Annotated in this window: 17 protein-coding genes, 1 tRNA gene, 2 pseudogenes and 1 CRISPR repeat array (1 of these 21 only partly in view); of the genes and pseudogenes, 13 read left to right on the top strand and 7 right to left on the bottom strand. The window is 67.6% G+C overall.

Going from position 1 to position 17,883, the window contains the following annotated elements:
* A CRISPR array of direct repeats spans nt 1-131; the repeat unit is 34 nt; unit sequence GTCCATAGGGACATCTCGCGAAACAGCGAATTGA; it reaches 556 nt to the left of the window's first position.
* Between the two features lie 242 nt (nt 132-373).
* The 3 genes and pseudogenes from G555_RS23120 to G555_RS22880 all read right to left on the bottom strand — a co-directional run.
* Nucleotides 374-826 (bottom strand): annotated as a pseudogene (locus tag G555_RS23120) (ISL3 family transposase); the annotation flags it as partial.
* An 86-nt stretch (nt 827-912) separates the two neighbouring features.
* Nucleotides 913-1,122 (bottom strand): annotated as a pseudogene (locus G555_RS23430) (transposase); the annotation flags it as partial.
* A 39-nt stretch (nt 1,123-1,161) separates the two neighbouring features.
* The gene (locus G555_RS22880; RefSeq protein WP_211223267.1) at nt 1,162-1,614 is read right to left on the bottom strand and encodes a transposase family protein; all 453 of its coding nucleotides are present in this window, start codon (nt 1,612-1,614) and stop codon (nt 1,162-1,164) included.
* Nucleotides 1,615-1,884: 270 nt separating this feature from the next.
* Here G555_RS22880 and cas6 point away from each other — a divergent pair, with 270 nt between their 5' ends.
* The 11 genes from cas6 (at nt 1,885) to G555_RS23115 (ending at nt 14,317) form a co-directional block, all read left to right on the top strand.
* Nucleotides 1,885-2,598, top strand: coding sequence for a CRISPR system precrRNA processing endoribonuclease RAMP protein Cas6 (cas6, locus tag G555_RS0113710; RefSeq protein ID WP_028709297.1), 714 nt, complete (start codon nt 1,885-1,887; stop codon nt 2,596-2,598).
* Between the two features lie 10 nt (nt 2,599-2,608).
* Nucleotides 2,609-4,477 (top strand): CRISPR-associated endonuclease Cas1, encoded by a 1,869-nt coding sequence (gene cas1 / locus G555_RS21430; RefSeq protein WP_211223266.1) that lies wholly within the window; start codon nt 2,609-2,611, stop codon nt 4,475-4,477.
* Nucleotides 4,468-4,752 (top strand): CRISPR-associated endonuclease Cas2, encoded by a 285-nt coding sequence (gene cas2 / locus G555_RS0113700; RefSeq protein ID WP_028709296.1) that lies wholly within the window; start codon nt 4,468-4,470, stop codon nt 4,750-4,752. The genes cas1 and cas2 overlap by 10 nt, the downstream gene beginning before the upstream one ends.
* Nucleotides 4,753-5,044: 292 nt before the next feature.
* The gene (locus G555_RS0113695) at nt 5,045-6,151 is read left to right on the top strand and encodes a hypothetical protein (protein ID WP_211223265.1); all 1,107 of its coding nucleotides are present in this window, start codon (nt 5,045-5,047) and stop codon (nt 6,149-6,151) included.
* 426 nt (nt 6,152-6,577) lie between these two features.
* Complete coding sequence (locus G555_RS22395; RefSeq protein WP_156887572.1) at nt 6,578-8,668, top strand: TIGR03986 family type III CRISPR-associated RAMP protein; 2,091 nt, start codon at nt 6,578-6,580, stop codon at nt 8,666-8,668.
* 419 nt (nt 8,669-9,087) lie between these two features.
* Entirely contained in the window at nt 9,088-10,137 is a 1,050-nt protein-coding gene (locus G555_RS0113680) for a Cas10/Cmr2 second palm domain-containing protein (protein WP_028709292.1), read from the top strand.
* Nucleotides 10,134-10,706, top strand: coding sequence for an RAMP superfamily CRISPR-associated protein (locus G555_RS21425; RefSeq protein WP_051209227.1), 573 nt, complete (start codon nt 10,134-10,136; stop codon nt 10,704-10,706). Before G555_RS0113680 ends, G555_RS21425 begins: the two co-directional genes overlap by 4 nt.
* Nucleotides 10,707-11,056: 350 nt before the next feature.
* Nucleotides 11,057-12,067, top strand: a complete 1,011-nt coding sequence (locus G555_RS0113665; protein WP_028709291.1) for a hypothetical protein — start codon at nt 11,057-11,059, stop codon at nt 12,065-12,067.
* Entirely contained in the window at nt 12,064-13,347 is a 1,284-nt protein-coding gene (locus tag G555_RS22005) for an RAMP superfamily CRISPR-associated protein (protein ID WP_084635281.1), read from the top strand. Before G555_RS0113665 ends, G555_RS22005 begins: the two co-directional genes overlap by 4 nt.
* Nucleotides 13,344-13,808, top strand: coding sequence for a hypothetical protein (locus G555_RS0113655; protein WP_028709289.1), 465 nt, complete (start codon nt 13,344-13,346; stop codon nt 13,806-13,808). Before G555_RS22005 ends, G555_RS0113655 begins: the two co-directional genes overlap by 4 nt.
* Nucleotides 13,805-14,317 carry a zinc-binding dehydrogenase gene (locus tag G555_RS23115; RefSeq protein WP_084635280.1) on the top strand — a complete coding sequence of 171 codons (513 nt, stop codon included), beginning with the start codon at nt 13,805-13,807 and terminating at the stop codon, nt 14,315-14,317. Before G555_RS0113655 ends, G555_RS23115 begins: the two co-directional genes overlap by 4 nt.
* A 71-nt stretch (nt 14,318-14,388) precedes the next feature.
* Here the strand turns inward: G555_RS23115 and G555_RS0113645 are convergent, their stop codons facing one another.
* Together G555_RS0113645 and G555_RS0113640 are read right to left on the bottom strand one after the other, a co-directional pair.
* A complete protein-coding gene (locus tag G555_RS0113645; RefSeq protein WP_028709287.1) occupies nt 14,389-14,685 on the bottom strand; it encodes a YciI family protein in 297 nt (98 codons plus the stop codon).
* Between the two features lie 54 nt (nt 14,686-14,739).
* On the bottom strand, nt 14,740-15,279 hold the full coding sequence (locus G555_RS0113640; RefSeq protein WP_028709286.1) for a maleylpyruvate isomerase family mycothiol-dependent enzyme: 540 nt from the start codon (nt 15,277-15,279) through the stop codon (nt 14,740-14,742).
* Nucleotides 15,280-15,388: 109 nt separating this feature from the next.
* On the opposite strand from G555_RS0113640, the gene G555_RS0113635 reads away from it, so the two are divergent.
* Both G555_RS0113635 and G555_RS0113630 read left to right on the top strand, forming a co-directional pair.
* Nucleotides 15,389-15,462: transfer RNA gene (locus tag G555_RS0113635), tRNA-Ile, on the top strand.
* A gap of 837 nt (nt 15,463-16,299) precedes the next feature.
* The gene (locus tag G555_RS0113630; protein ID WP_036923132.1) at nt 16,300-17,031 is read left to right on the top strand and encodes a hypothetical protein; all 732 of its coding nucleotides are present in this window, start codon (nt 16,300-16,302) and stop codon (nt 17,029-17,031) included.
* On the opposite strand, the gene G555_RS23425 is transcribed toward G555_RS0113630, so the two are convergent.
* Both G555_RS23425 and G555_RS21420 read right to left on the bottom strand, forming a co-directional pair.
* A complete protein-coding gene (locus G555_RS23425) occupies nt 17,015-17,506 on the bottom strand; it encodes a helix-turn-helix domain-containing protein (protein ID WP_211223264.1) in 492 nt (163 codons plus the stop codon). The two genes, G555_RS0113630 and G555_RS23425, sit on opposite strands and share 17 nt — an antisense overlap.
* Nucleotides 17,464-17,829, bottom strand: a complete 366-nt coding sequence (locus tag G555_RS21420) for a hypothetical protein (RefSeq protein ID WP_051209220.1) — start codon at nt 17,827-17,829, stop codon at nt 17,464-17,466. Before G555_RS21420 ends, G555_RS23425 begins: the two co-directional genes overlap by 43 nt.
* Between the last annotated feature and the right edge of the window lie 54 nt (nt 17,830-17,883).

Below are 17,883 nucleotides of genomic sequence, written 5' to 3'. Positions count from 1 at the left end.
CGAGGCGATGGCCTCGTCGCGCGTCGCGTCCATAGGGACATCTCGCGAAACAGCGAATTGAGACGTCGACCAGCGCAAGCACCTCATCGCTGGACAGGTCCATAGGGACATCTCGCGAAACAGCGAATTGAATAGGGGGTCGAGACATCGTTGGTGAACTGGTTGGTCGGTCTCGAGTTCGTGTCTTGGTCCTTCTCGTCGCGATTCAGACGGTCGAACGGCGCTCGGGAGGACGGGAGGGCCCGGTTCCCCTGTTTTCGCCGAGGGCCTGATATGGGCAGTCGGTGGGCGTGGGTCGAGACGTCTGACGTGTGTCTGCTGCTGCGGCCGGCCGGGCGTCGAACGCCGCACGGCACAAACCGGCTCTTCGGAATCAAGCGTGGTTTGGTCTGGTTGATCGGGCGCCGGAGGCGGCCAGCAGGATGCGGATCCGGTAGTGGGCGAAGGTGCGGAGCCCGTGGGCCAGGCGGCGGGTCTTCTCGATAAGTAGGTTGATGGCCTCGGTGCCGCCGTTGGAGACGCCCCCGGTGTCGAAGTAGGCCAGGATCTGCGCGCGCCAGACTCGTAGGGTCCGTCCGAGGCGGGCGACCTCACCGATCGGGCAGGTCGCGAACGCGTCGACCACCGCGGTCGCCCGGCGGTGTCCTTCGGTGGGTGGGGGTGCGTGGTAGATCGCGCGCAGTTGCTGGTAGCAGTGCCAGGCGACGGTGACTTCGAAGTCGGGATCGCCGGCCTGTAGCCCGTCCTCGAGCCGGGCGGTCTGTTGTGGTGTGAGGTGTTCGGTGCCGTGGCGCAGCAGCCCCCGGATCTTGTAGAGCGGGTCATCGCGATACCCGCGGTGTCCGAGGGTCCTGCTGGACGCGGCGGCGGACCTCGTCGACGACCTGGGTGCCGGAGCTTGACGTGGAACGCGTCCAGAACCGCGATCGCCTCGGGCAGCTCGTCGCGGATCGCGTTCGCATACCCGCGGAACGGGTCCAGCGCGGCGTGCTCGACCGTGGCGGTGAAGCCGTCGCCTTGCAGCTTGAGCCAGCGAGCGTAGGCGGTCCCGGACCGGCCGGGCACGACGTCCAGCAGTCGTGCCCGGGTGCGTCCGTCCTGGTCACGGGTCAGATCGACCATCGACGTCGCCGCCCTGTCGAAGCCGTGCCGCGACGGCTTTCAGATGTGCTCATCGACCCCGAGCGTCGCGACGCCAGCAGGCCGGTCGGAGTCAGCCAGCCGTATCGTGGCCTCGGTCTCGATCGCATCCCAGCAGGTGTGCCAGTCCACCCCGAGGTGGCGCGCCAGGGCGGCGACGGTGGTGTCGTCCATGACCAGCGCATCCGTCGCCCAGCAGATCGCCCGTCCGGTGAGCTTTGCCCGGGCCGCGGCCAGGTCGTGGACCTCGGAGAACGTCACGACCGGACAGCCCGGGTCCGGGCAGCACCACGTCCGCTTGCGCCAGACCACCAGCACCGGGGTCCCGAACAACGGCGCGTCTGCGCGGCGGTGCTCGCGGCGGCCGTGCCCGACCGCGACGACCCCGCACGCCGGGCAGCCGGTCAACACCTGATCGGTCTCGACCGTCACGACCACCCGGCCGGGCTCGTGGGCCGCCTTGAGCACGTGCATGCCAGGAACATCGAACATCGCGTCGGCACGGGCGCACCAGCGCGCGCCCTGACCGCATCTACAGTCAGACACGTCGGGTCTCCATCGGAACGATCGGCTTGGTCGCTATCGATCCTGGAGGCCCCGACCTCCTGCCCGACGCACCGCCGCGCCGCACCTCGACACCGCCCTCACCCACGCTCAGATCCGAAGAGCCCACAAACCTGCGTGTTCCGCCTCCTCGCGGAGGTTCGCCGGATACCTTGTGTGCAAGCGATTGTGGAGGTGGGTATGCCGGCGATCTACTGGGTTCCTCTCCCGAGGGTGGCGCCGCCGGTGAAGGTCGAGCATCTGCACGCGGCGTTGTCGCGGTGGTTCGACCGCGGCACCTCCGATGCGGGCGGTGTGGACCACCGTGCGCAGACGAAGCCGTACACGATCTCGCCGCTTTCGGGAGAAGTCGACCGGTTCGGTGTCGAGGTTTCCGTGCTGACGGCGGAGGCGCGGGATCGACTGACCCTTTGCGCGGGCTCGGGCGAACGGGTGCGCTTGGGGGAGAGGTGGACGATTCCCGGCAGGGCGCTGCTGCAGTCGTCGGTGTCCTGGGGAGAACTCGCCGAGGGCCTGCCGGGATGTCGCTGGGATCTGGAGTTCGTCACACCGGGGACGTTCCGCACAGGGAACCGCTCATGCGGCTTCCCGGTGCCGTCCTCGCTGCTGCGCAGCCCGGCTCAGTGCTGGAATCGCTTCAGCTCGGCAACGAAGGTTGAGCTGTCGCACGAGGAGTCCGGATCGGTGTGGGTTTCCGATTTCGACATCGAAAGCGTTCCCCTTGCGGTCAAGGGGTTGCGCGTCGGGGGTGTGATGGGGCGGCTGCGGCTGCGGTGCGACGATGCGTCCACTGCCGCGAAGGTGGGTTCGCTCCTTCGCTTGGCGGAGTACTGCGGGGTCGGCTCCTACCGGACGAAGGGCTTCGGCATCGTACGCGTTCGAAGCGCGACGTGAGATGGGTGCATTGGCGGCCAGAGCATTCAGTGTTCGCTCCTTGAACAATGCTTGGCAGGCCGTATGGGCCAACGATCGAGCGGATGGGGAGCTGTCCAGAAGTGTCGCGCGCTTCTCCGAGGACGCCCCCGGAGGCATCGAAGCTCTCGCCGATGCGCTGACCGGCGGGTCGTACGAGCCGCGTCCCCTCGTCGAGGTGCAGATTCCTCGGAAGGGTGACGAACCGAGAACACTCCATATTCCCTCCGTGCCGGATCGGATCGTCGCTCGGGCGATCCTGGACACGGCAACACCCTTCGTGGACCCCGAACTCGGCCACTGCGCGTTCGCATACCGACCGGGACTGGGCGTCGCCGACGCCGTCCAAGCCATCGCGCGACAACGGGAAGAAGGCCTCGGTTGGGTGCTCCGCACCGACATCGATGAGTGCTTTCCCACGTTGCCGGTCGATCTCGCCCACCGCCGACTCGCCGCGTTGGTCGATGACGATGACCTGGCGAGCGTGCTCACCGCTCTTAGTGCCAGGCCGTACCGAACGGCGACCCGAGCGCTCCGTGCGGTGACGGGACTGCCGCAAGGATGCCCTTTGTCACCCGTGCTGGCGAACCTCGTCCTCGTGGATGTCGATCGGGCCCTGCTCGATCGAGGCTATGCGCCTGTGCGGTATGGCGACGACATCGCGATCCCCTGCGCGAACGAAGATGACGCGTGGGAGGCCGCGCGCGTCACGAGTGAGGCTGCGGAAAGGCTCGACATGTCGCTGGGTTCGGACAAGACGCACGCGATGAGCTTCACGGAGGGATTTGTCTTCCTCGGTGAGGAGTTCGGCCCTCGCTACCCACCTGCGTTGGACGATTACAGGGCCGTCGAGCCCGACGAGAAGGTGCTCTATGCCGGCCTGCAGGGCGGTCGCATCCGCATTTCGCAAGGACGATTGCTGGCGCAGACGAAGGACGACGAGACGGTCCTCGATGTGCCGAAGCGCCATGTCGGGCGAATCGTGTGTTTCGGGTCCGTAGGGCTCAGCGCCGGCGCACGCAGTTGGGCGCTTTCCCATGACGTAGACGTCGTGTTCGCATCCCGATCGGGCGCGTACCTGGGAACCATGGTGAGTCACGAGCAACGGTACCGACCCGCACGGTTACGAGCACAACTCGACGCAGTGGGATCTGCACAGGCTCTGGCCATCGGCCGGGCGATCATCGCGGCCAAGGTCCGCAAGCAGGAGGTAGTGCTGCAACGAGCCAATCATCCCGACCTCGTCGACGATGTCCGGGATGTCGTGAGACACCTTGCGGGACTGAGGCGCATGTTGCCGGACGCCGGATCGGCCGCCGAGCTCATGGGCTTGGAGGGCGCGGCCGCGCAGGCGTATTTTCCGATGCTGGGACGTCTCATGCCCGAGGAGTTGCGGTTCGCGTTACGCAGCCGTCGGCCGCCGGAAGACGTCCCGAACGCGGCGCTCTCCTTCCTCTACACCGTTCTTCTGGGCGAATGCGTCACTGCTCTGCATGCTGCCGGCCTGGACCCGAGCATCGGTGTGCTGCATGCCGACCAGGGCAACCGGCCTAGCCTCGCCCTGGACCTCATGGAGGAGTTCCGGCCTCACATCGTCGACTCCGTCGTGCTCCGTGTGGCGAGGCGAGGTGGTCTGACGGTCGCGAGCGGTCGCAGCGAGCCGGGGCGCGGCGTGCTGCTCACCAAGGCGGGGCGCGAGGCGGTGCTCGACGCCTATGAGACGCGAATGCTCACCGCGACGCGAGGCGCGCTGCCGGGCTTCGCCGGATCACTACGTCGCCATGTGCTACGCCAGGCTCAGCGTCTGCGGGCCGCGATCATGGACCGCGGACAGGCATGGACTGGTCTGTCATGGCGTTGACACTGATAGCGGCGTACGACGTCGCGGACGACATGCGCCGGGCGCGCCTCGCAGCGCTGCTCCAGACCTACGGCGATCGGGTGCAGCAATCCGTGTTCATCCTGGAGGCCGACTCCGACTCCTTCTCGGAGCTGCAGGCAAGCGCGACGAAGATCATTGACGCCGAGGACGATTCCCTGTGGTTCCTCCGGCAATGTGCGCATTGCTGGGAACAGGCAGTCTGCCTCGGCCAGGCTCAAGCGCCGTCGAGGGTGCTGTACTGGGCGGTGCTGTGACGCGGCGCGGGAGGCGCGTGTTCGGCAAGATGCCCGTTCCTCGTCGCGTGACCCATCCGGGCCCATACCGTTGGAGTCGTCACCTCGAGATCGGGAGGAGCGCCGCGTGAACTGGCCCGCTCGGCGTGCGTCGCGCACTGGAGAACTCGCGCGCGGAGGCTCGCGCGTTCCCGGGTCTCTGTTGGACCTGGGATTGGCGGTGGGGGTCGCGGTGCTCACGGCCTCGCTTACGCTCCTGGTCGAGGCCGTCGTCCCTCTCTCGGCATCATGGGCGTCGTGTATCTACCTGGCCGTGGCGGTCGTCGCTGCCGTGGGAACCTGGAAGCTCGCGGCACTGCGGGCGCGGATCAGGCGTGAACACGGGACTCTCTACTATGTGCGTCTGCTGGAGTCAGGCATGCGGGACGAGCGCCTTGAGGATATGCAGGTGATCCAGCGCCAGCACTTGGATATTCGTGCCTCGACTGCCTGGGTGGATGCCGAATGGCAGACGATCTCCGGGGTCCGGGCGATCGACGTCGCAGCCGAGGTCCGCCAGTTGGCCCGCGATCTGCAGCAGACCATGAACGATGACGACGTGTCCACCGGGTTCAACATCGCGCCGAACCTGCTGTGGCCGATGGGCATGGCACTCGGCGCGCACCTGTATCCGTTCCCGGGTACGCACCTGCTCGAACCGGCTCAGGGCGGTCGCCCCGAGGTTCGATGGGATCTCTGGTCGAAGGTCGAGCGGAGGCCAGCCAATGGCGTCGAGTTGATCCCGCCCGAAGCGGACGCGCAGGTGCAGCCGCACCAGGCGGGCGGCTCAATCGGATCCGGTCGAGCCGATGGGCCGGGCGCCGTTGTGGCGGCAATTGAGTTGACACGGGCCTTGTACACCCTTCCGAACGAGTGGAAGGGCATTCCACAGTTCCGCATTGTCCCGAAGGGACGCGTCGCCGACCCGCGCGTCGAGACGGTCGTCCTGGCCGCGGGTAAGGACGGAACGGAGCTGGGGACGGGAAAGATCCCTGCACACGCCTGGACGTCCCCGGGGCTGAGCATGCCGGCGGATCGCGAGTATCGGGTTCGCGCGCAGTACATCTCGCCCGGACAGGCCGCCGCAGCCATCGTGGCGCACCTCCGGAAGATCATCCACGAACACGCGAGCGACTACGTCATCCTCGTCTGCGCCGTGCCGAAGACCATGAGCCTGTCGTTCGGGTGGCTGCTGGGGCGGCCGTCCGGCGGAGGCTCCGCCTGCGGAAACGACAAATGCACCCAGGAGGCGTGCCGAGTGCCCTGGTCGAGGCTCGTCACCGTCCAGCTTCACGGCGACGGCCCGCCGGGCGTCACGCGCGTGCACCCGCGCCAACCGTCACTGCTCGAAATGGCCCGTGCATCGAGGCTGATCCCATGAAGCTGGTGAACCTGACCGCACACGACATCACTGTGTGGCGCGAGGAACAGCCCATCCTGCGACTGCCCCGATCCGGGCGTACCGCGCGTTTGACGGAGTCGGAGACCCGGGAGCAGCCCCTCACCGTCGACGGGGTCGGTGTTCCTCTGACCGCGGCACGGCACACCGGAGCTGTCTCAGGGCCACCCGACGCCGAGCCCGGCGTCGGTCTGGTGGTGTCCCGTGCCCTTGCCACCGCGGTCCGTCGGCAGGATCCCCTCTTCCCGTGGGGTGAGGTGTCGACTTCGGCTCGGCGGGAACGAAGCGGCTGTCGAGGCGAGTCCGGTCTCATCATCGGAGGTCGCGCGCTTGCCCGTTTCGTCCACGAGGCACACGGCGCCGGCCAAGAGCATCACAGTCGAGCCCGTTTCGAGGGAGAGGCATAGCGTGGACACCAGCGCTGCTTTCGTCAACCCGTACACCTTCGTGCCGCTACCGATCGAGGTCATTCGTCGGCAGCCTCTAATGCACGCGGGTGCCCATCGAGGACGCTTGTACAGCGGTGTTATCGATATGGAGTGGACGTTGGAGACCCCGATGGTGCTTCCACGAGAAGCCGAGGCCGAAGGGTGGCTGACCGACGAGGGGGTTCGGATTCCAGGATCGGCGCTCAAGGGAATGGCCCGGTCGTTGCACGAGACAATGTTCAACGGCTGTCTTCGAGTGTTGGACGAGGATTTTGTGCCGAGCTACCGGGAACCAACGCATGCTGGAGTCGATGGGGCCGCGAACTGGACCCTGGCGGTCGTGACTGAGAGCAGAGATGGGCAGCCGCAGCGACTGCGATTGTGCGAGGACATCGTCTGGGTGGAAGCTACATCGCTGGCAAGAGCGCTTCGCAGGGACAGGGCCGTGAGATCCGGAGATTGGCTGGAACTCGAAGGCGCGATCACAACATCGACACTCGACCGGCGTGAGATGTGCACCGTGTCGGCGGCGCGAAGAGTCGCAACGCCGGGCTCGGCGGCTGTTTCGGAAGGTGCCCGAGTCGTGCTCGTGACCGACACGACAGCACGACGGAGGAAGCGCAAGAACGGGGCCAAAGGACGCTGCTTCTGGGCGACGGCCACCGCGACCGAGCGCGTCGTCGATCTCGACCCCGTAGCGGATCAGGATGCGATCCAGGCGTATCGCGCGGCGTGCCGTGGCACCGACGACAGGCGGCGGCTCGAGCAGCAGGGGAAACGCTCGGGAAAGAGCGACGCGCGAGCGTGGGAAAGGGAACGGGACTACGCCGATGTCGAGTGGTGGACCCCTGGTGGCGGCTTCGGAGTAATCGCGCAACGCGCGCGAGCGAGCGGCCTGTTGTTTCCTGGCGATGTCGTGTGGGTGCGAATGGAGCGCGACCGCGTCCGCGAGTTGAAGCTCGCACGAATCTGGCGGCGTGCCGGGGACGGGAGTGTCCGCGAGAGGCTCGGATCAGGGCCGACCTCCCCGCTTCCGTGCATTCCGGGAGAGGACCTGACGCTGTGCCACTCCTGCGCCGTCTTCGGTGCCGCCGACACATCCGCTGGCGACGCAGGGAAGGGCCGACAAGACTCCTACGCGGGGCACGTGCGGTTTGGGGCGGCACGCAGCGGGCCCGTGACCACAACGTCGGTGAGGCTTGCGCCGTTGGGACAACCCCGTCCGGGCATGGGCATGTTCTATCTGCAGTGGCGCAAGGATTCCCCCCAGGAGGGCCGCCCCGTGGGTGACGTCGCGAGTCACTGGGGCAGCAAGGCGGATCACGTCGGACCCATCTACAAGCGATTGGCCGGCCGCAAGTACTACTGGCATTCCGATCCCGACGCACAGGCCGATTGGCAGAGCGCCCAACTCGGCGGGTCCATGACACCGAGATATACGGCGACAGGGTCACTGAGCGACGACAAGGGTGGCATGGTCAGGCCTGCCATTCTCGTCCCGAAGGGCACGGTGTTGACCGCACGTGTGTCCGTTGACCAACTGGACCCGATGTCGTTGCACACGCTTCTTGCCGCGCTCGACCCCACGCGGGTGATGAGGCTGATCCCTGGCGGTGAGGGCAGAAGAGTTGCCGTCCGGCTCGGAGGGGCGAAGCCCCTGGGCCTCGGGAGCGCGACCCCGCGGGTGACCCGTGTGGACGTCGGGACGCTCCACGAGCGGTATCTCGGCGGGAGCGGAGAGCGCATCGACTGGACGAATGCGAGGTTCCCGGGGGCCGACGTGAACGAGCGTGTCGGACGGTTCGGTCCGAACCTTGAACAACTGTTGCCGATTCTCGACCTCGACGGTCTTGGCGACCAGGTGCATCTGGTGACCTACCCGCCCGGGGCGCCGTGGGCGTTCGCTGTCAGCGATGATCCGAAGGACCAGGACCGATTCCGGCGCAGTTTCGAGTTCTTCCAGGAATGCAACGGCGCTCGCGAGACGCGCTCGACCAAACCGTGGCATCGTCTCCCCGGGCCGACCGACGGCGACCGTTCGCTGCCGATCACGACCAAGGACAAACCATGACCGTGTACCTCGCCGTTGGGGCGCAGCGTGTACATACCTGGCTCGTGCGGACCCCAGAACTGCGCCTCCTGCGCGGGGCATCCGCTGCGCTTAGTGCGCAGACAGACATCAACGCCCCTGCGATGAAGAAGGTCCTGGCGGACCTCCGACTTCGGGCGTGTTCCGAGGCCGGGAACGTCGACGGCGTCGTCGTCGCCGAAGCCGATTCGCTGGACACTGCGCGGAGTGCGGCTCCGCGACTCGTGCGGCACCTAGCGGGCGCTCTTCCGGGCGTCGAGTGGAGCGCGTGGCGGGTGAGCGCATCCACGTACGCATCTGCAGTCGCGGCGGCTCTTCAAGGTTCTGTCGCCCGCCTGGTTGCTGCACCGCACCGCTACGACCAGCCCGTCGCGGACGCCTGCCGCGGTTGTGGAGCCGAGATGCGAGGGCTGTCGAACGACCTTGGCCCCGACTGTGCCGCACGGCAGGGCGCGACCCGCGCCCCCCGCGCGCTGCTGGATGATCTGAAGGGCGACTGGCCGGACACCTTCGACGATCTGGCCGGGCGTGGAGGCGACCCGCAACAGCGACGCGTCCGCGCGGTCGGCCGCAAGGAATCCTCCAGCCAGCTCGCTCTTGTGAACGCCGACGGCAACAAGCTCGGCTCGTTTTTCGAGGCGCTGAACACATTCGACCTGGATGTGCCGAACCTGCGCAACCGGGCTCCCGGAGATGTGGACTTCGCGACCCGCACGGCCGTCGAGATCGCCGCGTCGTCGATCCATGAACCGACAGACCGGCACAAGAGCGCAATCCCTCACTACGTCGGTGGAGACGACGTTCTGGTGAGCGTCCCGGCGGCGCGCGCCTGGACGTTCGTCACCGAACTGATCCGCGGATTCAGCACGCTCCAGGACACTCTGCGCGCGTGCCTGGCCTGCGACATCCCCGAAGAGGGCGCCGCCAGAGAACTGCTCGACCGGATCGCGGAGCTGTCGCTCGGAGTAGGCGTCGCGTTCACGCACGCCACGCATCCAGTGTCGGACGCAACCGTGCACGCGGAACTCGCGCTCAAGGCGGCCAAGCGAGAGTTCCGCGGGCAGGCCGCCGGGATCGCGTGGGTCGATCTCACCGCCGACGGGTTGACGGGAGCCAGAGCCGGTCGGCGGTGGATCCAGGTCGTGTCTGCGGATGAGGCATTTCGGCAGCTTCTCCCGACGCCGGTCGGCGCGTCGATCGCGGAGCAAGCCGCGCTGGAGGTCTTTGCGCTTCCACCGGCCGCGCGGCACAGACTTGGACAGATACTTCGCGACTCGTCCCTGGGCGCGGCGGCCGGCAGAGTGTCGACTTGGGCGGGAAGGCGGGCTCACGACGGGGCTGCAGTGCCCAAGGCGATCAGTCAACTGGCACAGGACGACACGGACCGGCTTCGGGCGCTGTTGTCACGTGCCCGATGGTGGCCACGTGCGAACCGGGAGGATCAGCCATGACAGCCAGGCTCGATCAGGTCTCGTTGGCCTTCACCATCCGGTTTCACGGCCCATTCCACGTCGGCACAGGGCGACCCGAACCGGGGCTCGACAACGCGGTCGACCGGGACACCCCTCTTCCGGCCAGCAGCCTGAAAGGTCTCATGCGGGCTGCCGCGCGGGAGTCCTTGGGCGTGCGCGAGACCCTTGTCGACGACGTCTTCGGCAAGCCGCGTCAGCCGGCACCCTGGTGGTGGTCGGACGCGCAGTTCGCCGTGCCGATCGCCGTAACGAGCACGACCCGGATCTCGGTGGACGACGCGACGGGTCTTGCGAAGAGAGGGTTCCTCATGTTCGGCGAGCACGCATGGGCAGAGCCCGCCACTTTCTGCGTGGAACCCCGTGTCAGGCTGTCCGACGAGCAGTACAGCGTCCACAGCCTTGTCCTGCGTGCCGCCGCGCTCGCCGTCCTCGGGCTCGGTGGCGGACGGCGACGCGGGGAAGGATGGGTCTCCATCGAGGACGATGGCGAACCATGGACAGACGCCGATTCGGAGCGACTGATTGCGGCGAGGGTGAGGGTTCCATGAGTCTCCGCTTCACTTACACGCTGACGCCTCGTACCCGGGTCTCGGCTGGCCGGGCCGGATCGGTACTGAACACGCGCGAGATCCACACCGTGATCCCCGGAACGGCTGTGAGAGGTGCACTGGGAACGGCGTGGTGGTCACACCCGACCGCAGCGTTCGACGGGCATGATGCGGAACGAATATTCGATCGTCTGTTCGGGCGCCAGCTTGTGGTCGGTCCCGCCGTGCCGTTCGTCGGCGATCGACACGCGGAGTTGTGCGGTCTCTCCGAGGTGAGCTGCAAATACCCCGGGTCAGAGTGCCCGCCCGGACGCCATGACCTCGTTGCCCGGCGTCTCGATGTCTGCCCGATGTGCGGAGGCGCGATCGAACGGAGCCGCGGCGGCTGGGATGTGGACGGGTCGTGGCTGGTCGACACGACGCGGACTGCACTGAAGAACGGCGCTGCGGTGGACGAGCAGTTGTTCACCCGCAAGGCGATGGGAAGACAGGTCTGCTACCGGGGGCGGCTGACCGTGCGCGGTGCCGACGAGGACGAACTGGCGGCGGAGCTGGCATGGTTGCAGCAGAGGTTCGACATATCGATCGGTGGGCAGCGGTCCACACTCGGTCGTTGCGGCTGGTCACTGGAACCCGCCGTTGCCCCGCCACTGCCCGAGGGGAACACGATTGTTTTCCGGCTGCGCTCGCCTGCTATTCTCATCGGCGCCTTCGGACAGCCGACCTTCGATCTGAAGGGATACCTCGGTGCCCGCGCGGGCGCGGGCGATGTGGGAGCCACCTGGACGCGCCCTGAGCAGGTCTCGGGATGGCACGGCGTAGCAGGGGTGCCGAAACCCCTCGAATGGGCACTGGCCACGGGATCGACAGCTCTGCTGTCGGGATGGGCGCGGTCGTCGCTCCAAGAGGTTCGCCAGGGGGTCGGCTTGCGGCAGCGTGAAGGATTCGGAGAGGTCGAACTGTTCGCAGTGGGTGATCTGCGCACGTGGGATCTCGCCAGCGAGTCGGGAGAGAAGCCAGGCGGGCAGAAGCATCGGTCGCAAGATCGATCCATCGCGAGCGTCGCACCCGCGCGGGTCAGTTCCGAGGCGCACGCGGACCCTGTCGAGGAGCTGTCCGGTCTGCTTCCGGCTGAGCTTCGGGTCAAGACGCTGAAGGCTCTCCGCGGCGCGTGTAGACAGTTGATGCTGACGGTCGACAACGGGCTCCCAGCGGCCACCTGCATCGCCGACGCTCTGAATCAGCCCTGGGCGAGAGACCTTGGCCCCGACAGTCGCAATCTTGTGGCGAGGACTCTGAAGGACCCCGATATCGGCGATCACGTCGCCCGATTGGACACTTTGATCGGAGAACCCGGATGAACGTCGTGACGCTCATCACCGTCGATCTCGATCTCCCGGGGCGGTGGGCCGTGGGGGGTGTCGACGACGCATCGACCGGGAGCGATCTGCCCGTCCTCGTCGCTCACTGGCCGGGCGTCGAGTGCCGTCCGTATCTGCCTGCCACTGGTCTTGCTGGGGCTCTGCGCCGTCATCTTGGCCCGGAACGCGCGGAGTCGTGGCTCGGAAAGGGGCCGGGCGAGTGGGAACACACGACGGGCGCTCACGACCGTGAGACCACTCACAGGCCTGGTCGGTTGTGGCTCCTGGGAACGCGCCTCGACGACGCTCGTGTGGCTGGCCGTGGAGCGACATCCGTCGATGCGGGACGGTCTGCTGCTCTCGGGACGTCCCTACGGCGCGAGCAATGGGCCGAGCCCTGCCGTGGGAGGCTTGTTCTGTTTCACGACGGCTCCTTCGATCGCGGTCTTCTCGAGTCGCTGCGGACATGGGCGCCGTCCTTGGGCAGAGGACGAGGGCAGGGGCTTGGGCGGTCACGCGTGACACGAGTACGAGCGCTTGCCGTTCGACTCGACCACGCCGCTCAGCTCACGTGGTGGCTGACAATGCGGGACGAGTGGACGCTGGCGGACGGTGCCCCGCCGGAGAGCGTGGAGACCTACGACGAGGAGGGCGTCGGCACCGCGCCCCCTGCGTGGCGAACGGTCCTCACAGCACGGGATCCGATTCACGTCGGCGGCGGCGACACAGTGGGAAGTGACAGCCCACGTGGACGCATGTTGGCTCAGTTGCGCTCCGATGGGAAGCCGCTCATCCCGGGGTCTTCGTGGAAGGGGGTCTTCCGGCATCGAACCGCGTTGATCCTGTCGGTCTGCATGGACGAGGCGCTTGGCCTCCGAGTGGTCGACCTTCTCTACGGCGCCCCCGATCGCGGGCGCGGCCTGCTTTGGTTCGAGGATTCGCTCCTGGAGGTGTCGCAGATGCTGACACGAACCCACGTGGCTATTGACCGATTCACCGGCGGGGCTCGGGATTCTGCACTGTACACAGTCGAGGCGATTCCGGAAGGCGCGACGTTGACGCTTGCCATCGGATATGCGGGTGGCCAGATGCCTGCGTCTGTGCAAGGACTGTTGCGGGTGGTACTGAAAGACATGAACGACGGTCTCATCGGCGTCGGTGGCCATGCTGGCAGAGGATACGGGTCGCTGGAGGTGGCTGCTGACGAACTGGCCCGAGCCGCTGTGGACGTGGAGGGGCTCAGAGCGCTTGCGGACGCGCACGAGGAGGAGGACTCATGAGCGGCACCGGGACCCGGGAATCGGGCACGTTGTCGCCCGTGCATGGTGCGTGGGCCGACCTGGCCCGGCTTGACATAGACGAGTGGCTTTGGATCGATACCGTCGAACCTGGCATCCATGTCGCCCGGATGCTGCCTGCGGAGCCGACACAGGCGACGCACGTCTGGGGCTGGGGGCCTGACCGATGGGTGCGCGCAAGAGTGGATCCGTCCCTTGGCGATGGCGGGGCAGGCGTTATCGGGGCGATGATGATGCCCGGCGAAGACCTCGAGATCACGGTGAGCATCCACCCTGCATGGAATTGTGCTGACGGCCGGGTCAGCGTCGGGAACATCCCGGGCCTGCACGGCGCAGACGGGGTTGCGACGCGCGATGTGAAGGTCAGGTCGGTGCTGGTGGAATCCGAGACCGGGCCGGATGGTGTTGAACTCATGCCGCTCGCGTTCATCGAGCTTGTCTGAGCCACAACATCGGCCATGCGAGTAGTTCGTTACATCGGCTTCGCGTCGCGATACCTACGTCCACGCCCTGTGCAGCGCTCGCGCGAGGACGGCCGTGGCAGGGCGCGGCGCGGGTCGGCGATCGTGACCCGGATCTCGGCACACTCCCGGCCGGCGTTTACGACGCCGCCATCGATCTGGGAGGCAGGGCATCGCTGAGGGCTCTGCAGCGCCTGGTGCGCGACGACGGCGTGGTCGTCGGGGTGTCGGGCGGGACGAACCGCGTCCTGGGCCCGCTCGGGCGGATGGCCCGCGCCTCGATCCTGCCCCTCGGGTCGTCGCGCCAGTTGCGCTCGCTCGCTGCCGTCGCGACGCCATCCATCACGACACGGCTGCTCGCGCTCGCGGACGCCGGCGACCTTGCCGGTGTCGTTGACCGGGTCTTCCCGTTCGACCGGGCGTCAGAGGCGTTCGCCTACCTGGATGCCGGTGGCGTCGTCGGGAAGGTCCTCGTCACAGCCGGAGAATGAGACCCCGACGCGTGCCAGGTGCGGTCCGCGGCGCGTCGTTGCCCCCGCGGTACCGTTCCGGGCGACTCAGCTCACTGGAACTGCTTGGCGAGCGGACCGATCCCGGCTCCCCATTCGAAGATCTGCTTGTCGACGACGTACCCCTCGGTGACGAACGGGTCGTTCGCGAGCAGATCCTCGACCTCCTCCTTGGAGTCGGCGCGGAAGACGAGCAACGCGCCCGGCGGCTCCGTGGGCGTCCATGCACCCGCCACGAGGCAGATGCTCTGCTCGCCCAGCCCACCGAGGTACGCCCGGTGCCGCGGCCGCACGGCGGCGCGCAACTCGGTGTCGTCGGAGTACGTGTAGATCACTGCGAAGGTGGCCATGCCGTTCATCATGCCCGGCGGCGCGCGTCCACAGGAGCGATCGGCGGATATTCGTCAGGATTCCCGGCCGAGCCGTCCCAGGACGCGGGTCTGCCGGTCCGCTCCGTCGGGGGTGAGGATCGGTGACGCACAGACACCCTCCGAGTAGAGCATCGGCCCGGTCTTGTCGATGAGCGCCTCCACCGTGTCGAGCTCGGCATCGGTCAGCCGGGGCGGGCGTCCCCACGCACGACCGATATCCCAGCCGTGGACGATGAGATCGAACCGATAGAACTCGGCGAGCGTGTCAGCGAGCGTCGTCGCACCGAACATGCCCTCGTAGGACGCCGTCGTGAGTGTCTCGTCGGCGAGGACGTCGCGGAGCACGTCCAGGTGCGCGCTCCACGCTTGGCCCGGATCGGAGGTCAGCTCCGGCTCCGGCAACAGCACCCCGCGGGACTCCAGGGTCCCGCGCTCGGTCTCGACGAGGTGGGCGACGACGTCGGCGGCCGTCCACTGCTCGCACGGACTGGCCGCCTCCCAGTCGCCCGGGTCGGTCAGCAGGGCCGTGAACGTGGCCGCCTGTGTGAGGAAGGACTGAGTCTGTGCATCCATGCGCCCAAGCATGCCGGTTCGCCGGGTCGCTGGGAGAGACCGACCGGGCGACCCCACGCCGCTCGGGCCTGCGGCGACCGTGCCACCCCCGGTACCCTGTGACGCACCGGGGGCGTTAGCTCAGCAGGTCAGAGCAGAGGACTCATAATCCTTGGGTCGCGGGTTCGAGCCCCGCACGCCCCACCCAAAGTCGTGGTTCAAACCCTCGACGTAGGAGGTAGGTGGGCCTCTCGTGGCGGCTCGGGGTGGTCAGTGCCCGCGGACATCCAATCCCATCGGGAACGACCATGACCCAGATAGGTCAGCGCTCGAAGCTGGGTGAACGTTTGCCCGGCCGTCGGTAGAGGCAGCACGACCTCGTCCGTGCTCACCACGCCCATGCCTCTCAGCGGTCCCACTCCGAGGCTCGCTATCCCGTAGAGAGCCAGAGGCGCCAGGGCGGACCGGCTCAGACGGGTCACGGGATCTCCTAGACCGTTCGCGCCCGGCGCATTCCCCAGGTTTCGATCCATGCCGCCGTCGCACTTGTCGTGCGAAAACCCCGCCGACGCGGTCGTCAGCGCGCAGACCGCGTCGTCAACGACACCAGCGGGCAGGCCCTTCCCGCACGCGCGCCGAACCCCGCGTGAGCGGGGGTGCAGCGACAATCGAGTTCATCTGGGTGGGCCAGGCTGAGAGGCGCGCGCACCGACGAGCGGTGGAGCGGTGCATCGTGTCCCGTCCGACCTGCACGAGCTCTGCGAAGTTCTGATCTGCCTGACCCTCCAAGAGACAGGCGGCAGCCGCATGGAGCGACGCCGGGACGAGCCACCCGAGACGTACCGCAGCGACGCGGGCCTCGTCCGAGGGAAAGACTGGGCCCGGCGACGTGACCAAGGTCAGAGGTCCACCGGGGCTTCTGAACACCAGAGGCACCGCGATCCAGGTGCGGGCAAGACTAAGCCCCGCGGTGCCTGACCAGCTCCAAAGAGCCGACAGAGGACGGTTAGTCCGCGGGGCGATGAAACTAGGATACGCCACATGACCAGCGCCGGACAACAGCGACTCGATGAAGCCGCCGCGCGCCGCTGGCTCAGCGATCCCCGCTACGAACGCTACCTCACGACCGCCGGCGGCGACCACGACCTCGCGCTGAACCTATACCGCTGGAACTCGCGCGTTGCCGCCGCCGGCCTGGTATGCGTCGGACACCTCGAAGTCGCCCTCCGCAACGCCTACGACCGCGAACTCACCGTCACGTTCCCGGACTGGACGATCGACCCGACCTCGCCGCTGTTCCGACAGGAGCAGGGCATCGCGAAGGCCCGCGCCCGACAGCGTGCCCGCAACCGCACCAGCTTGGACCGCATCGCCGACGCCCGCCGCGGCCTCGGCGCGAACCCCACCCACGGTGAGGTCGTCGCAGCCCTCGCCTTCGGGTTCTGGGCGAACCTGACTCTGCCGGAGCGAGCGCCGCTGATCTGGAACCCGCTCCTGCATCGCGCATTCCCGCGTGGCACCCGCCGCGCCGGAGTTCATGACCTCGTGGCGCGGGTCGTGAAGTTCCGCAACAGGCTGGCTCACAACGAACCGGTGTTCTCCACCCGCACCGGCCTGACCGACCGCATCGGCGACGTGCGCGACCTGCTGCGCCTCATCGTGCCCGAGGCGGCTCCGTTCATCGTCGCGGACTCCGACCTCGATGCCGTCCTCGGGGCCTGCCCCGTGCCCGCCCTCATCGTGACCCCCACGGACGCTACCGCGGCCGAGTGACCTCAGCGCGCCGCACGCGGCACCCGACCCTCGGACGAATCGTGCCGCCCTCCGCGAGTACCGCGGCGCGCACGGTCTCCACGCCCACCGCCACCTGATCGGCGACCTGCGTGAGCGTCATACCGGACTCGTACAGTGCCGCAGCCCGCGTACGACCGCCAGCATCCAGGCCAGGCTCCCGAGCGGGAACGCCCGCCTGCCTGACGAACTCCGACACCGTGCCGCGATGCACTCCGAACCTCGCGGCGATGGTTCGCACGGGCTCACCTGCCTGGTAGGCGGCGACCAGCTCGGCGCGCTTCTTGGGGCTGAGTCGAGTTTGAGACTTCGCAGGATTTCTTGCGACAGGACCGCGTGTATCGTGCCTATCGGGCGTCCTCGACCGCGAGCCGCGGCCCTCGGAGCCCTTGAGAACACGGGAAATCAGGGTTCTCAGCGCCGGGCGCGAGTTTGAGAATCGTCCGGGAAGGCCCACCCAAAGTGCCTTACGGGAACACGCGACATCGCTGTTCCCGGTCGCTGAGCCTGTCGAAGCGTCCCGTTTCGCTTCCTTGCCTCGTCGCCGCTGTCGTGTGCTTGACGGAAGATCGTGGCGAAGGGTTCGACCAGGTGCGGGCGGAGTTGTTCGTCGTCGGTGATGTCCAAGCGCGTGTGGAAGGCTTGGTTCGCGATCCGCCTGTCGGCGTCGCCTGAGTGCTGGTAGGCGCGGTGCGCGTCGGCGAGCAGCCGCAGCGAGTCGTGCAGGAACGCGCGCCCGCCCGTGTGGTGCTCACTGTGTTCGGCAAGGCGGCGGTTCACGTCGGCCAGGCCCGCACGGATGCGGTCTTGATGCCGTCTTCGCGGCGGGGAAAT

The organism is Propionicicella superfundia DSM 22317, assembly GCF_000423465.1.
Lineage (GTDB): Bacteria > Actinomycetota > Actinomycetes > Propionibacteriales > Propionibacteriaceae > Propionicicella > Propionicicella superfundia.
The sequence above is the reverse complement of the archived record's forward strand: the minus strand, read 5'-3'. Positions and strand labels throughout refer to the sequence as shown.